Genomic DNA, 14,924 nt, shown 5'->3' on the forward strand with positions numbered 1-14,924 from the left:
ACGGCAGGCGGCCAGTCGGTGCGCGTGGGCGAGCGCGCGCACGGCTGCACCGTGTGGTCGGTGTGCATCGTTTCGATACTTCCAGAAATGACGGAATGAGGCCAGCGCGTGGCTCCGCTCCGCAAACGACGACGGGCGCATCGCTGCGCCCGCCAGGTGGAGCCGTTGCGCGACGCTCAGGTCGGCACGTCCTCGATCTGCAGGTACACCATGGTCTGGTTGAGCAACTGGTAAGCCACTTCGCCGAAGGTCACCGGTCCGATCAGTTCGCCGGTGCGCTTGCCCTCCAGCTCCGAGTACAGGAAGTTGAGGATGCAGTTACAACTGAACTCGGGGCTGCTCACGGTCTGCGGCAACTGCCGCGAGAATTCCTCGACATAGTTGGCCACCGGCGCGGCGATGCGGTATTCCACGCCGCGGAACACCGGCGCGTACAGCGTGACCTTGTGCCCGTCCTGGTCGATCGACTGGATGCTGGCGTTGATCTTCTCACCGTTGTAGTCGGCGACCAGCGGCAGCCGCACGTCGATCTGGTTGGCGGTGAGGTACTCGGCGAAGTCGCGCAGCTCGCCGTTGACCAGGGCCTGGCCAACGTCGAAGCCGTCCTGCGCGAACGTCAGCACATCGCCATCCCCCTGCTTGAAGCAGTTGACGATGCCGACCGAGACCATCTTGTCCTTCGGCAAGGTTGCGTGCAGGGCCACGCAGCCTTCGCTGTAGGACTTGCCGCTGGTGCCGTCGTAGATGCGCGGCGCCACCTTGCCCAGGTCCGCCAGGTCCACGCCGGACACCCAGCCGACGATGTTCTTCATGAACAGCCCGGGGTAGTCGGGCGAATCCTGCGCATAGCGCACATGCGCCTGGCTGGTCGCCGGCAGGATGATCACGCTGAAGCCGTGATCGGGCGAGTCGCTGGCGATGGACGCCAGTTCGTCCACATCGTACCAGCGTACGCTGGAGCCGCTGACGCAATGGTCCTGCTCGCTGACGAAGATCAGTTCGCGGCTGTGGGTGCCGCCTTGCTTGTCCATGAAATAGGGGATGGTGCCGCCGATCCAGTTGCCCTTGGGCAGGCTGTCGAGCAGCGCCTGGTCGCCTGCCAGATACAAGGTGGCGCCGGATTGGATCTTTTGCGCCGCTTGTTCGCGTGTCATCAGCATGTCGCTTCTCCTCAGAAGTGGGCCTGCAGCTCGGCCTTGTAGAGATTTTCGTATTTGCTGAAGAACGCATGCGCCTCGTCGATGCAGGCCTGTACGGTCTGCGGCGACGCATCGCTTTTCAACTTGCGCGCGCACTGGCTCAGCATCATGTTCCCGGCGAATACCTTGAACTGCAGCTTGGTATCGCCGCGGAGCAGCGGAACCCACTTGGGATGGCTTTTGCTCGGAATCATCTTCGTCCCTCCACGGGTGAAGTCTTGCGCATGGCCGACGCGTAGGCGTGGCATTGGTCCGGCATCGACGCGGGGCCGGCGTGATTGAGCGCCGGGCCGTTCTGTAAGCGGTTATGGAATGGAACTGGCTTGGCTGTCGCTGCCGCCCCCAGGTTGGCGCCGCATACGGCAATCCGATGGCCGTGTCGGAGCATGCGCCATGCGGCGTGACGACGCGTTTGCCTGGCGACCCGCTCCTGCCTCCTGTCTTGCTGCGCATGCGTCAATGTGTCGCAGGGTCTACCCCGATCGCGGCGGCAAGCCCTAGACTGCCGCGGTGATCCGTCGCCGCCCGCCATCCATGCTCTGGGCCATGCTCGCCGTTGTGGCAATCGTGCTGATGCTGACTGCGCCTCTGTTGAGCCGTTGGCAGCAGGCGCGCTCCGGCGACTGGGCCGCAGCCGCGGCGGGCGCGCTGTGCACCAGCGGTGGCGTGCAATCGATCCTTGCATTGCCTGCGGTGTCGTTGCCTGGCCACACCGGCGCCCATGACGACGGCCGCATGCTGCACGCGCAGGCGTGCGACTACTGCCTGCTGGCCGCGCGCCTGCTGCCCTTGCTGGCGGTGCTGTTGCTGCTGTTGCCCTGGTTGCGCCAGCGTCCGCCGCTGGCCTCACCGCGCCCGCCGGTGGTGGACAGGTGCAGTTGGCGCGCTCACGCCGCGCGTGGGCCTCCCTGGTTCTCCTGAAACACGAACGCCTCTTCGTGCGTGCCGCGGTGTCGCCGCGGTACGTCTTCGTGCCGATGGAGCCATTGATGATTCGTTTTTTTTCCTTGCCGCGCATGGCAGCGTGCGGCTGTGTCTGTTTCGCGGCCAGCGTGACTGCGCCGGCCGTTGCTGCCGACAGCGGCGTGCAGCCGCCCGCCGCCGATTCCGCATTGACCCTGGGCAAGGTCCAGGTCACCGCCAATCCGCTGTCCTTGCCCACCGCGCGCAGCGTGCTGAGTTCGGTGGACATCCTGGGCGGCGACCTGCTGCAGGACCAGCACGTGGACTACAGCTGGGAGCTGCTGATGCGCGCACCCGGCATGCAGGTCACCCAGTTCAAGATGGGCACCGATGCCGGCCGCTTCTCGTTCCGCGGTTTCAACGGCGAAGGCCGGGTCAATGCGGTCAAGCTGCTGATCGACGGCATTCCCAGCAACGACAACGTCGGCAGCATGCCGTACCTGGACGCGGTATTCCCGCTGGACATCGCCGCGATCGAGATCGTGCGCGGCACCAACGATCCGCGCTACGGCTTGAACGCCATCGCCGGCAGCGTCGATGTGCTGACCCGCAGCGGCGGCAACGACGGCCGCGCCAGCGTCACCGTCGGCAGCTTCGGCACGCGCGAGGTGCAGGCCAGCCAGGGCATCGAACGCGGCGTCTGGAGCCAGAACTATTTCGCCGCCTGGCGCGACAGCGACGGCTATCGCGATCATGCCGACGCGCGCAAGCGCGCCTTCGCCGGCAAATGGTTCTACACCGATCCGGATGAGCGCTGGCATGCCGGGCTCAGCGCGCGCTACTACCGCAACGAAGCACTGGAAGCGGGCTATCTGGATGACGCCAGCGCGCAACGCGCGCCGCGCAGTTCGCCGGACTATGCGCGCGACGACCGCAGCGAGCGCCAGACCGGGCAGGTGAGCCTGCATCTGGACGCGCAGTTGGCCGACGCCGTGCAGGGCAGCGCCAAGCTGTACTGGAATCGCTACCAGAACCAGCGCTGGGTGCGCTTCACCGCCGCCGGCGCGCAGCAGGAACGCGATACCGACGAGACTCAGCGCGGTTTCCTGGCCAAGGCCAGCTGGCGTCCCGAGGTGGGCTGGGCGGCGTCGTTCGCGCTGGAAGGCGGGGTCGATGCGCAATGGCAGGACAACACCTCGCAACGCTATCGCACCGTGGCGCGGGTGCGCACCGCGCCGTTGCGCGACTGGGATTTCGATCTGGACACGCACGGCGCCTACGTGCAGGCGGTGATCCGCCCGTTCGAGCGCCTGCAACTGGTGCCGGGCTACCGTGTGGACTGGGTCGATGGGGATTTTCGCGACCGGCTCGGTGACGCGCGCTATCCGGCTTACGCTTACGGGGCGATCAAGCAACCCAAGCTCAGCGCGGTGTTGGCGCTGACAGGGCAGACCAGTGCCTATGCCAACCTCGGCCGCACCTTCCAGATCGGCAGCGGCAACGGCGCCTACCGCAGCCAGCCCGGCAACGTGGGTCCGTCGTACAACGACGGCTGGGAAGCCGGATTGAAGTTCGCCGACGCCAAGCGCCTGGACGCGCGCATCGCCTATTGGGAACAACGCGCCTCCGACGAAGTGGCGACCATCTTCGGCGTCGATGGCAGGGTCGGCGTTGGTGAGGTCGGCAATGTCGGCAAGACCTTGCGCCGCGGTTGGGACGCGCAGCTGAACCTGCGTCCGGACGAGCGCTGGACGCTGTGGCTGGCGTATTCGCGGCAGCGTGCGCTGATCGTCACGCCCGATCCGAGCGCGCCGGCCACGCGCGGCAAGGAGATCGAGAGCGTGCCGCATTACCTTGCCAATGCCGGTATCGACTGGCAGGCGACGCCGCGGCTGAAGCTGTCGGCCTGGGGCAATGCGCAGGGCGACTACTACGTGGAGCGCACCAATACGCTGGGCCGCTACGGTGGTTACGCGCTGGCCAACGTCGGCGCGACCTGGGCGTGGCGCGCGCAGCGCGAGCTGTCGCTGCAGCTGAAGAACCTGACCGATCGCCACTATGTCTACGCGTGGTACGACAGCGGTTCCTCCGGCGACTCGCCGGGCGACGGGCGCGCGCTGTACGCCAGCCTCAGCTGGGGCTGGTGATGGTCATGCCGAACCCGCCGGCGGCGCCGCCGGCGCGTTTCTACCGTGCCGTCTGGCGCTGGCATTTCTACGCCGGCCTGCTGGTGCTGCCGTTGCTGGCCTGGCTGGCGCTGACCGGCGCCGCCTTCGTCTATCAACAACCGATCGACGGCTACTTCCATCGCGCGCTGAAGACGGTCGCGGTGCCAGCGCAGGCGCAGGCCGCCGCGCCGCAGCGCTTGCTCGACGCGGCGCTGGCGGCGCAACCGGGACAGGCGTTGCGCTACACCACGCCGCCGCGGCGCGATGCGTCGGCTGAAGTGACCGTGGGTAGCGGCGATGGCCGCCGCGTGGTGGTGTACCTGGATCCGTACCGGGCACGCGTGCTGGGCCGCTTGCCCGAGCATGGCACCGTGGCGTGGACGATCCGGCGTCTGCACAGCCTGGCCCTGGTCGGGCCGTGGGCCAACGCGCTGATCGAAGTGGCCGCCGGCTGGGCGATCCTGCTGGTGCTCACCGGCGCCTACCTGTGGTGGCCGCGTGGCCGCCGCGGCGGCGTCACCCATGTGCGCGGGCGGCCGCCACAGCGCGTGTTCTGGCGCGATACGCATGCGCTGACCGGCAGCGTGGTCGGCGCGATGCTGCTGTTCCTGGCGCTGACCGGGATGCCGTGGTCGTGGTTCTGGGGCGCGCAGGTGAACCGCCTGGCCAACGGCCATCACTACGGCTATCCGGCCGGACTGCGCGTGGACGTGCCGATGTCCACGCAGCGCCTGAGCGACGAAGAGGTGCCGGCCTGGTCGCTGCGCCAGGCGCGCCTGCCGCAGTCGCAGCTGCCGCAGGCTGCGTCGATGCCTATGCCTATGCCTATGCCGGCGACGGCGACGGATGCGTCTTCCGCGGCAGCTGGGGCGGACAATGGCGATGACGTGCATGCCGCACATGGCGGCATGGCGCTGGAGGCGATGCCTTCGCCGCCCTCGTCACCTGGCGCGATCGGCCTGGATGCGGCGGTGGCGCGGTTCCAGGCGCGCGGCATCGCCGCCGGCTACAGCGTGGCACTGCCGCGCGGCGCGCGCGGTGTGTACACCGCATCGGTGTATCCGCCGGACCTGGCGCAGCAGCGGGTGATCCATCTCGACCAATACAGCGGCAAGGTGCTGCTGGACATGCGCTATGCCGATTACGGGCCCATGGCGAAGGCGCTGGAATGGGGCATCAACGTGCACCTGGGGCAGCAATACGGCACGGTCAACCAGGTGCTGCTGATCGTCTCGTGCCTGGGCATCGTACTGTTGTGCGTCAGCGCCGCGCTGATGTGGTGGAAGCGCCGTCCTGCCAGTGGATGGGGCGTGCCGCCGCTGCCAGCGGACCGGCGCAGCTTGCGCGGCGTGCTCGCGTTGCTGGCGATCGGCGGCGTGCTGTTCCCGCTGGTCGGGGTGTCGTTGTTGCTGATGTTGGCCCTGGATTGGTGGTGGGTGCTGCGGCGCGAATGAGGCTCTGCTGTATGGGCACGAGGGGCTCGTGGCCAACGCACTGGATGGAGCTATGTGATGACTTTGATCCCGATGGCATCGCAATCCAGAACTTTTCTCGTTCCGTTCGTCGCGACTGACGTCGCTCCCACAAAGGCTTGCTAGGGCTTGCCGAGTGCCCGCGGCAAGCCAGCCTCAGATGTCCTCATGAATGCCGCATTCGCGCTTGAGGCCGAAGAAGCGGGTGTCTTCCTCGCGCATGCCCGGTTCCCAGCGGCGGGTGGTGTGGAAGTCGCCGATCGACACGTAGCCTTCTTCCCACAGCGGGTGGTAGGGCAGGCCATGTTGTTGCATGTACTGCCACAGGTCGCGGTCGCTCCAGTCGGCGATCGGGTTGATCTTGTAGCGCTCGCCGCGCTTCTGCACGAACGGGGTCTGCGCGCGGCTGTCGGACTGGCTGCGGCGCAGGCCGGTGAACCAGGTGCCGACCTTCAGTTCGTCCAGCGCGCGGCGCATCGGCTCGACCTTGCGCAGGTTGTTGTACTGCTCGATGCCGACCATCCCTTGTTCCCACAGGCGGCCATGGCGCGCTTCCATCCACGCGCGGCTGACCAGCGGCCGGTACACCTTGAGGTTGAGCTTGAGCTTGTCGCTGAGCGCGTCTGCGAAGCGGTAGGTCTCGGCGAACAGGTAGCCGGTGTCGATCAGGATCACCGGGATGTCCGGCAACTGCTGGGTGAGCAGGTGCAGCGTCGCCGCCGATTGCGCGCCGAAGCTCGACGACAGCGCGGCCTCGGCCGGGCCGTGTTCGAGCGCCCAAGCCACGCGCTGCACTGCGCTCATCGGCGCCAGCAACGCGTTGGTCGCGTCCAGGTCCAAGGCCGCGATCGGCGTGTTGGCGGAGTCGTGGTGGGCGGAGGCGGGTAGGGCGCTCATGCGTGCAGTTCCGAAGGAATGAGATGACGGTGGGTGGGATAGGCGGGCAGCGCGACCAGGCCACTGCGGTGCAGGAAGTCGCCGAAGCCCTCGTCGGGGACGCGTTCGCTGGCGTAGCGCGCGAACAGCGGATCCAGCGCGTCGAGGATTTCCGGCTCGCCGATGTTTTCGCGGTACAGCGTGTTCAGGCGCTGGCCGCGGTGATCGGCGCCGAGCATCAGGTTGTAGCGGCCTGGGGCCTTGCCGACCAGCGCGATCTCGGCCAGATACGGCCGCGAGCAGCCGTTCGGGCAACCGGAGATGCGCAGCAGGATCGGCGCCTCGCGCAGCCCGTGCCGGTCCAGCAACGGCTCCAGCTTGGCGGCGAAGTCGGGCAGGTAGCGTTCGGCCTCGGCCATCGCCAGGCCGCAGGTGGGCAGCGCCACGCAGGCCATCGCCGCACGCGCCAGCGCGGTGCGCGCCTGGTTGCCGGTGTCCAGCGCATGCGCGCGCACCAGGGTGTCGATCGCAGCGCGCTGCGCGGCGGGAATGCCGGCGATCACCAGGTTCTGGTTGGAGGTCATGCGGAAGTGCGCGCCATCGCCGTGGCGCTGCAGCAGTTCGGCGATCTCGCGCAGGCCGCTGAGGTGGCGCGCGCCGGCGTCGTGGTCGGCGATGCGCCCGGCCGGCAGCGACAGGGTCAGGTGCGCGCGGCCGTCCTCGCCTTCGCTCCAGCCGTAGCGGTCGCCGTTGTGCTCGAATGCGAACGCACGGGTCGGCTGCAGCGCGATGCCGGCGCGGCGCTGGATCTCGGCGACGACGACCTCCAGGCCATGGTCGTCGATGGTGTATTTGAAGCGCGCGCGCTTGCGCAGCGTGCGGTTGCCGAGGTCGCGCTGGGTGGTGACCACGGCGGTGGCGACATCGATCAGTTGCTCGCGCGCGATGAAGCCGATCACGTTGGCCACGCGCGGGTAGGTCTCGGCGTCGCCGTGGCTGGCGCCCATGCCGCCGCCGATGCTGACGTTGTAGCCGGCCAGTGCGCCGTCGGCGCCGAGTACGCCGATGAAGCCCAGGTCGTTGGCGAACACGTCCACGTCGTTGATCGGCGGCAGCGCGAAACCGATCTTGAACTTGCGCGGCAGGTAAGTATCGCCGTAGATCGGTTCCTGCTCCTGGCCGCTGCCGGCCACCTGTTCCTCGTCCAGCCAGATCTCGTAGTAGGCGCGGGTATTGGGCAGCAGGTGCTCGGACACGCGCGCGGCATCGGCGTACAGCGTGGCGTGCGCGCGCGAGGCCAGCGGATTGGCGGCGACCTGCACGTTGCGGTTGACGTCGCCGCAGGCGGCCAGGGTGTCGATCAGCGCGGCGTTGATCGCCTGCATCGTCGCCTTCAGCTCGCGCTTGATCACGCCGTGGAACTGGAACGCCTGACGCGTGGTCACGCGCAGCGAATGGTTGCCGTAGGTGGTGGCGATGGCGTCGAGCTTGAGCCACTGTTCCGCCGTGATCACCCCGCCCGGCGTGCGCGTGCGGATCATGAACTGGTAGGCCGGTTCGAGCTTCTGCCGGCGCCGCTCGTCGCGCAGGTCGCGATCGTCCTGCTGGTAGCTGCCGTGGTACTTGATCAGGGTCTGATCGTCCTCGCGCAGCGCACCGGTGACCGGATCGGCCAGGCTCTGCAGCAGCGACCCGCGCAGGCGGCGGCTTTCGGCCTTGATGTCTTCGACGGAGTGGCTCATTGGGGGGGCCAGGGACCGGGGACCGGGGACCGGGGGGAAGCAAGAGCAACGGCTGTAGCAAAAGCCCTTGGCGTTGCGGTTCCGGGTCCCCGGTCCCCGCTCCCCGGTCCCGCAAACTCAATAGACATCGCGCGCATACCGTCCCTCCCGCTGCAGCGAGGTCAGATAGGCGGCGGCATCCTCGGCGCTGCGCCCGCCGTGCTCGGCCACGATCTGCTGCAGCGTGGCGTGTACGTCCTTGCCCATGCCGATCGCGCCGCACACGTACAGGTGCGCGCCGTTCTGCAGCCAGTCGTAGACGTCGCGGCCGCGCTCGCGCAGGCGCTGCTGCACGTAGACTTTGTCCGGCACGTTGCCGTCGCGCAGCGGCTGCACGTCGCGCGAGAACGCCAGGTCCAGGCGCTGCAGTTCGCCGCTGCGCAGCGCCTGTTGCCATTCGGCCTGGTACAGGAAATCCTGGTTGAAGTGGCGGGCGCCGAAGAACAGCCAGTTGCGGCCGCTGGCGCCGCTCTCGGCGCGCTCCTGCACGAAGCCGCGGAATGGCGCCACGCCGGTGCCGGGACCGATCATCAGGATGTCGCGGCTGGCGTCGGCCGGCACCCGGAAACGTTCGTTGGGTTCGATGTAGACCGGGGCGCTGTCGCCTTCGGCCAGGGCCGCCAGATAGCCACTGGCCGCGCCGCCATGGGCGTGGCCGTGCGCCTGGTAGGCCAGCACATCGACGGTGAGGTGCACCTCGTCGCCGACCCGCTTGCGGCTGGAGGCGATCGAATACAGGCGCGGGGCCAGGGGCCGCAGCGCGTCCAGCAGGGCGCTGTGGTCCCAATCCGCCGGCCAGCGTCGCAGCACGTCGATCACTTGGTGATCGGCCAGCAACGCCGCCAGACCGGCGGTCTGGGTAGGGTCGAGCAGCTGCTCCAGCGCCGCGGCGGCGGAGCGGCGGGCGACCGCGGCCAGGAACGGCCGCGAGGCCCGGGTCAGTTCGCGATGCGCCGTGAGCCACTCGTGCAGGGGCAGAGTTTGCGCATCGACGGTGACGTGGGCATGACCGTCGAGTCGCGTCGCCGTCAAAACGGCCTCCACCAGCGCCGGCGGATTGCGGTGGCGGATGCCCAGCGCGTCGCCCGGCTCGTAGTGCAGGCCGCTGCCGGCCAGCGACAATTCCAGGTGGCGCACGTCCTTGTCGGCCTGGCCATGCGTGGCGTAGCGCGGACCCTTGAAGTCGCGGCCGCTGATGCGCTGGTTGGCCAGCACCTCGGCGGCGAACGGGCGCGCGTGGTTCCAGGCGGCCGCGGCGGCGCTGCGCAGCGGGGTCACCGTCGCCGATGGCGCGGCCGCGCTCTTCAGCAGTTCGCGCGCCTGCGCCAGCGCCTGGGTGCGCCACGGTACCGCCACGGTGTCGATGTCCAGGTCGGCCTCGCCCAGCGGCAGCAGCCGCTGCGCGCCGAGTTCGGCCAGGCGCGCGTCGATGCGCTTGCCGATGCCGCAGAAGTCGGCGTAGCTGGAATCGCCCAGGCCGAGCACCGCGTACTTCAGTTCCGGCAGCTTGGGCGCGCGGCGCCCCTGCAGGAACTCGACCAGGCCGATCGCGTCGTCCGGTGGATCGCCTTCGCCCTGGGTGCTGATGACCACATACAGCAGGCGCTCGCCGGCCAGTTCGCGGGTCGCATAGGCATCGGCGCGCAGCAGGCGCACCGTCAGTCCGGCGGCCTCGGCGTCGGCCGCCAACTGTTCGGCGGCGCGGCGGGCGTTGCCGGTCTGGCTGCCGTAGACAATGCTCAGCCGCTGCGCGCCCTGGCTGGCCGCGGCGCCGCCCGGCAGCACCGCCAGCGACGGCGGTGCGTGGCCCTGGCCCTGGGCCAGGCCGGCGGCATAACCGGACAGCCACCACAGGCTGGCCGCATCCAGCCCCTCCACCGTCCGCGCCAGCAGCGCCTTGCGCTCGTCAGGCAAGGGGCTGGGCGGCAACGCGGGCGAGGCGGCGGTCATGACCGGTCCGGGTGGGAAGAAGAGATGACCGATGTTAGGGATTCGTTGCGCGAGGCAGAAAGGAGCAGGGGTTATCGGCTTATGCCCCCCGCTTATTTCAATGCCCGCAAGCTGCATCACACACTGCCGGCTCCGGTCGTCGTGGTCGCTGCTACCCTCGACACGTCCCTTTTCCAATGAGTCTTGCGTTGTCCCCGATGCATTCTTCCGCCCCGTCCCACCTCGACCGGCTCGAGGCCGAGAGCATCCACATCCTGCGCGAGGTGGCCGCCGAGTTCCGCAATCCGGTGCTGCTGTATTCGGTCGGCAAGGACAGTTCGGTGCTGCTGCATCTGCTGCTGAAGGCGTTCGCGCCGGCGCCGCCGCCGATCCCGCTGCTGCATGTGGATACGCGCTGGAAGTTTCGCGAGATGATCGCGTTCCGCGACCGCCGTGCCGCCGAGAGCGGAGTTGAACTGCGCGTGCACATTAATCCCGACGGCGTCGCCCAGGACATCGGCCCGTTCACCCACGGCGCCACCGTGCACACCGACGTGATGAAGACCCAGGGCCTGAAGCAGGCGCTGGATCAGGGCAGGTTCGATGCGGCGATCGGCGGCGCGCGCCGCGACGAGGAGAAGGCGCGGGCCAAGGAGCGGGTGTTCTCGTTCCGTAACGACAAGCATCGCTGGGACCCGAAGAACCAACGCCCCGAGCTGTGGAATCTTTACAACGCGCGGGTGCATGCCGGCGAGAGCGTGCGCGCGTTCCCGTTGTCCAACTGGACCGAGCTGGACATCTGGCTGTACATCTACCGCGAGTCGATTCCGGTGGTGCCGCTGTATTTCGCCGCCGAGCGCCCTGTGGTGGAACGCGACGGCGCGCTGATCATGGTGGACGACGCGCGGCTACCGCTGCGGGAGGGCGAAGTGCCGCAGCTGCGGCAGGTGCGCTTCCGCACGCTGGGCTGCTATCCGCTGACCGGCGCGGTCGAGTCGCAGGCCGACACGCTGGAAAAAATCATCGCCGAAATGCTGCTGACCACCACCTCGGAGCGGCAGGGGCGGGTGATCGACCAGGATCCGGGCGCGTCGATGGAGCAGAAAAAGTTGGAGGGGTATTTCTGATGGGGATCGTGGCGGGACCGGGGACCGGGGACCGGGGACCCGAAAACAGCAACAGCCGCGTGTCCGAGACGGCCGGCTTTTCCGGGTCCCCGGTCCCCGGTCCCCGGTCCCGCGACCGCGCCATCGCCATCGCCGCCTACCTGCAGCAACACGAACAAAAACCGCTGCTGCGCTTCATCACCTGCGGCAGCGTCGACGACGGCAAGAGCACGCTGATCGGGCGCCTGCTCTACGACAGCAAGCGCCTGTTCGACGATCAGCTCGCCGCGCTCAGCACCGACAGCAAGCGCCACGGCAGCCGTGGCGGCGAGATCGACTACGCGCTGCTACTGGACGGCCTGGCCGCCGAGCGCGAGCAGGGCATCACCATCGATGTGGCCTACCGCTACTTCGACACCGACCAGCGCAAGTTCATCGTCGCCGACTGCCCTGGCCACGCGCAGTACACCCGCAACATGGCCACCGGCGCGTCCACCGCCGACGTGGCGGTGGTGCTGGTCGATGCACGCAAGGGCCTGCTGACCCAGACCCGCCGCCACAGCTACATCGTCTCGCTGCTCGGCATCCGCCACGTGGTGCTGGCGGTCAACAAGATGGACCTGGTCGATTTCGACCAGGCCACCTTCGATGCGATCGTCGCCAGTTACCGCGCGCTGGCCGCGCAACTGGGCATCGCGCAGGTGCAATGCATCCCGCTGTCGGCGCTCGACGGCGACAACCTGTCGCAGCGCTCCGCGCGCACGCCCTGGTATGGCGGCCCGGCCTTGCTCCAATACCTGGAAGGCCTGGACCTGGCCGCGCGCGATGCCGACAGCGGCCTGCGCCTGCCGGTGCAATGGGTCAACCGTCCGAACCAGCAATTCCGCGGTTTCGCCGGCACGCTCGCCGCCGGCCAGGTGCGGCCCGGTGATGCGGTGGTGGTGCTGCCGTCGGCGCGCCGCTCCACCGTGGCGCGGGTGCTCGACGGCAATGGCGACGTGGACAAGGCCGTGGCCGGGCAGGCGGTGACCCTGACCCTGGCCGACGAGATCGACATCAGCCGCGGCGACGTGATCGCCGCCGCCGACGACCCGCCGGAGGTGGCCGACCAGTTCGCCGCGCACCTGCTGTGGATGGACGATGCCGCGCTGCTGCCGGGGCGGCCGTACTGGCTGAAGCTAGGCACCCGCACGGTGTCGGCCAGCGTCAGCGAGATCAAGCACCGCATCGACGTCAACACGCAGGAGCGGCTGGCGGCCAAGCGCCTGGAATTGAACGAGGTCGGCTATTGCAACCTGTCGCTGGACGAAGCGATCGTCTTCGCGCCGTACGCGCGCAACCGCGCGCTCGGCGGCTTCATCCTGATCGACCGGCAGAGCAACGCCACCGTCGCCGCCGGCACGCTGGATTTCGCCTTGCGCCGCGCCGGCAACGTGCACTGGCAGCACCTGGACGTGGACCGCGCCGCACGCGCGCGGATCAAGGGCCAAGCGCCGAAGGTGCTGTGGTTCACCGGCCTGTCCGGTGCCGGCAAGTCCACCGTCGCCAACCTGGTTGACAAGCGCCTGCATGCGCTCGGCTATCACACCTTCATCCTCGACGGCGACAACGTGCGCCACGGGCTGAACCGCGATCTGGGCTTCACCGATGAGGACCGGGTGGAAAACATCCGCCGCGTCGCCGAGGTGGCGCGGCTGATGGCCGACGCCGGGCTGATCGTGCTGGTCAGCTTCATCTCGCCGTTCCGTGCCGAACGGCGCATGGCGCGCGAGCGCTTCGCCGCCGGTGAGTTCGTCGAGGTGTTCGTCGACGTGCCGCTGCAGGTGGCCGAAGCGCGAGACGTGAAAGGGCTGTACGCCAAGGCCCGCGCCGGGCAGATCCCCAATTTCACCGGCATCGATTCGCCGTACGAGGCGCCGCAACAGCCGGAGCTGCACCTGCGCGCGGACGGCGACAACGCACAGGCGCTGGCGGCGCAGGTGCTGGCGTGGCTGGACGCGCACGACTGAGCGGCGCCGCCGCCATCGCGGCACACCCGATGGCGCAGGCGCCGCTGCGCCAGTCGCGCCGGCCGGCGTTCGTCCCGCCACGGCTGGCGGCAGCGACGCGCGAGGGGCGCTTCAGTCAGCGCCAGCGCAGCCGTTGAGGTTTGGGGTCGCAATGACGTGCGATGTCTCGGGGATGGCGCCTGTGGCCCATTGGCGAACGGTTTCGCCACTGCGCGGAAAACGGATATGGAAATGGCAGACAAAGCCCAAGCACGCGTCGGGCCGGCGTCGTCGGGCGTGCCGGAACGGATGTTTGCGCCCATCACCGCGATGATGGATCGCTTGCACCTGCGACAGCGCATGCTGCTGCTCGGATCGGTGGGCTTGCTGGCGACACCTCCATGCCGCTGTGGTGCCACTGACGCAGTTCGGCCAGGCTCATCAGCGGTTTCTCGATGCCTAACCGGCAGCGCCGCATGCAGGTTGTCGTGGTAGCCGTCGTCCAGGGTCAGCACCGCGATCCTGCCGTGGCGTTCGCTGCGCAGGTAGGGCATGGCATCGGACATCGATACGCCGCGGTAGCCCAGCCGCCGCAGCAGGCGCATCTGCCGCGCGAAACGCGCCGGCGCGGCGTACAGGCGACGGTACACCTGCAACGGCCGTGGCGCCGGCGCGATGTTGTGGTGCACGAAGATAGGAATACGTGCCGCAGCGGCGGAGGTCGCGGAGTGCATCGGACGGCTCGGAACGATCGTGCAAGGAAGGGCGCGCTGCGTTAGCGCGGACGTTGCGCGCGCGTGTCGCCTGGTTGCGCTGGGCGCCATCGCGGTATGCTCGGATGCCCCTCAGCAGGAGCGCCGCCGATGCCCGACGACCCCAGCGACACGGCGTGGCGCGATCTGCGCCTGAGCATCGACGGCATGCAACTGCGCCGTTGGCGCGGCGGCGATCTCGATGCGCTGCTGCGCCATGCCGACGATGCGCAGGTGGTGCGCGGCCTCAGCGAACGCTTCCCGCATCCGTATACGCGCGCCGACGGCGAAGCGTTCCTGGCCGGGCGCGTGGTCGAGCTGCGCCATCCGCTGCTGGCGATCGAGATCGACGGCGAGGCCTGCGGCAGCATCGCCTTGCGTCCCGGGCGCGGCGAGCGCGCGCATGTCGCCGAACTCGGCTATTGGCTGGGGCGCCGTTACTGGGGCCAGGGGCGGATGACGCGGATCGTCGCCACCTATCTGGACTGGGCGATCCCCGCACTCGGATTGCTGCGCATCGAAACCAGCGTGCTGGACAGCAACCCGGCTTCGGCGCGTGTGCTGGAGAAGAATGGCTTCGTCCGCGAGGGCGTCCGCCGCGGCGCGCTGCGCAAGCATGGGCGCTTGCACGATCTGCATTTGTTTGGGCGCCTGCATACGCCGGGATAAGAGCCGCGTTGCGCAGTCGGCGTCGCGTGATGCACGGTCGAAGCAGCCCCGTGCACGGGGCATCCTGCTTGCGCCTGGGGC

At 68.7% G+C, this 14,924-nt stretch carries 11 protein-coding genes; 6 read left to right on the forward strand and 5 right to left on the reverse strand.

Going from position 1 to position 14,924, the window contains the following annotated elements; translation table 11 throughout:
- Window positions 1–176: 176 nt before the first annotated feature.
- Window positions 177–1,160 (reverse strand): DUF6976 family protein, encoded by a 984-nt coding sequence (locus tag E4A48_RS01090; protein WP_039005830.1) that lies wholly within the window; start codon window positions 1,158–1,160, stop codon window positions 177–179.
- An 11-nt stretch (window positions 1,161–1,171) separates the two neighbouring features.
- Window positions 1,172–1,393, reverse strand: a complete 222-nt coding sequence (locus tag E4A48_RS01095) for a hypothetical protein (RefSeq protein ID WP_009580108.1) — start codon at window positions 1,391–1,393, stop codon at window positions 1,172–1,174.
- Window positions 1,394–1,745: 352 nt separating this feature from the next.
- Between E4A48_RS01095 and E4A48_RS01100 the strand changes: the two genes are divergently transcribed.
- The 3 genes from E4A48_RS01100 (at window position 1,746) to E4A48_RS01110 (ending at window position 5,724) form a co-directional block, all read left to right on the forward strand.
- Complete coding sequence (locus E4A48_RS01100; RefSeq protein WP_142741729.1) at window positions 1,746–2,120, forward strand: DUF2946 family protein; 375 nt, start codon at window positions 1,746–1,748, stop codon at window positions 2,118–2,120.
- Between the two features lie 68 nt (window positions 2,121–2,188).
- Window positions 2,189–4,249, forward strand: a complete 2,061-nt coding sequence (locus tag E4A48_RS01105; protein WP_142741730.1) for a TonB-dependent receptor — start codon at window positions 2,189–2,191, stop codon at window positions 4,247–4,249.
- A complete protein-coding gene (locus E4A48_RS01110; RefSeq protein WP_142743070.1) occupies window positions 4,249–5,724 on the forward strand; it encodes a PepSY-associated TM helix domain-containing protein in 1,476 nt (491 codons plus the stop codon). Before E4A48_RS01105 ends, E4A48_RS01110 begins: the two co-directional genes overlap by 1 nt.
- A 174-nt stretch (window positions 5,725–5,898) precedes the next feature.
- On the opposite strand, the gene E4A48_RS01115 is transcribed toward E4A48_RS01110, so the two are convergent.
- From E4A48_RS01115 to E4A48_RS01125, 3 genes are all read right to left on the reverse strand, one after another.
- Window positions 5,899–6,639 (reverse strand): phosphoadenylyl-sulfate reductase, encoded by a 741-nt coding sequence (locus tag E4A48_RS01115; RefSeq protein ID WP_039005826.1) that lies wholly within the window; start codon window positions 6,637–6,639, stop codon window positions 5,899–5,901.
- Window positions 6,636–8,360 (reverse strand): assimilatory sulfite reductase (NADPH) hemoprotein subunit, encoded by a 1,725-nt coding sequence (gene cysI, locus E4A48_RS01120; protein WP_039005824.1) that lies wholly within the window; start codon window positions 8,358–8,360, stop codon window positions 6,636–6,638. The genes E4A48_RS01115 and cysI overlap by 4 nt, the downstream gene beginning before the upstream one ends.
- A 117-nt stretch (window positions 8,361–8,477) precedes the next feature.
- Complete coding sequence (locus tag E4A48_RS01125) at window positions 8,478–10,349, reverse strand: assimilatory sulfite reductase (NADPH) flavoprotein subunit (protein WP_142741731.1); 1,872 nt, start codon at window positions 10,347–10,349, stop codon at window positions 8,478–8,480.
- A 197-nt stretch (window positions 10,350–10,546) separates the two neighbouring features.
- Between E4A48_RS01125 and cysD the strand changes: the two genes are divergently transcribed.
- The 3 genes from cysD (at window position 10,547) to E4A48_RS01145 (ending at window position 14,843) form a co-directional block, all read left to right on the forward strand.
- On the forward strand, window positions 10,547–11,455 hold the full coding sequence (gene cysD / locus E4A48_RS01130; RefSeq protein WP_039005821.1) for a sulfate adenylyltransferase subunit CysD: 909 nt from the start codon (window positions 10,547–10,549) through the stop codon (window positions 11,453–11,455).
- Window positions 11,455–13,443, forward strand: a complete 1,989-nt coding sequence (cysN, locus tag E4A48_RS01135) for a sulfate adenylyltransferase subunit CysN (RefSeq protein WP_039005820.1) — start codon at window positions 11,455–11,457, stop codon at window positions 13,441–13,443. The genes cysD and cysN overlap by 1 nt, the downstream gene beginning before the upstream one ends.
- Before the next feature lie 842 nt (window positions 13,444–14,285).
- Complete coding sequence (locus E4A48_RS01145) at window positions 14,286–14,843, forward strand: GNAT family N-acetyltransferase (protein WP_039005818.1); 558 nt, start codon at window positions 14,286–14,288, stop codon at window positions 14,841–14,843.
- Window positions 14,844–14,924 lie beyond the last annotated feature (81 nt).

Origin of the sequence: Xanthomonas translucens pv. cerealis, from assembly GCF_006838285.1 — a bacterium.
GTDB classification, from domain to species: Bacteria; Pseudomonadota; Gammaproteobacteria; order Xanthomonadales; family Xanthomonadaceae; genus Xanthomonas_A; species Xanthomonas_A cerealis.

Bases quoted from the DNA above. Each gene is read 5' to 3' on its own strand.
- E4A48_RS01090 (WP_039005830.1), bottom strand. From the start codon at position 1,160: ATGCTGATGACACGCGAACAAGCGGCGCAAAAGATCCAATCCGGCGCC.
- E4A48_RS01145 (WP_039005818.1), top strand. From the start codon at position 14,286: ATGCCCGACGACCCCAGCGACACGGCGTGGCGCGATCTGCGCCTGAGC.
- cysN (WP_039005820.1), top strand. From the start codon at position 11,455: ATGGGGATCGTGGCGGGACCGGGGACCGGGGACCGGGGACCCGAAAAC.
- E4A48_RS01115 (WP_039005826.1), bottom strand. From the start codon at position 6,639: ATGAGCGCCCTACCCGCCTCCGCCCACCACGACTCCGCCAACACGCCG.
- cysD (WP_039005821.1), top strand. From the start codon at position 10,547: ATGCATTCTTCCGCCCCGTCCCACCTCGACCGGCTCGAGGCCGAGAGC.
- E4A48_RS01125 (WP_142741731.1), bottom strand. From the start codon at position 10,349: ATGACCGCCGCCTCGCCCGCGTTGCCGCCCAGCCCCTTGCCTGACGAG.
- cysI (WP_039005824.1), bottom strand. From the start codon at position 8,360: ATGAGCCACTCCGTCGAAGACATCAAGGCCGAAAGCCGCCGCCTGCGC.
- E4A48_RS01095 (WP_009580108.1), bottom strand. From the start codon at position 1,393: ATGATTCCGAGCAAAAGCCATCCCAAGTGGGTTCCGCTGCTCCGCGGC.
- E4A48_RS01110 (WP_142743070.1), top strand. From the start codon at position 4,249: ATGGTCATGCCGAACCCGCCGGCGGCGCCGCCGGCGCGTTTCTACCGT.
- E4A48_RS01100 (WP_142741729.1), top strand. From the start codon at position 1,746: ATGCTCGCCGTTGTGGCAATCGTGCTGATGCTGACTGCGCCTCTGTTG.
- E4A48_RS01105 (WP_142741730.1), top strand. From the start codon at position 2,189: ATGATTCGTTTTTTTTCCTTGCCGCGCATGGCAGCGTGCGGCTGTGTC.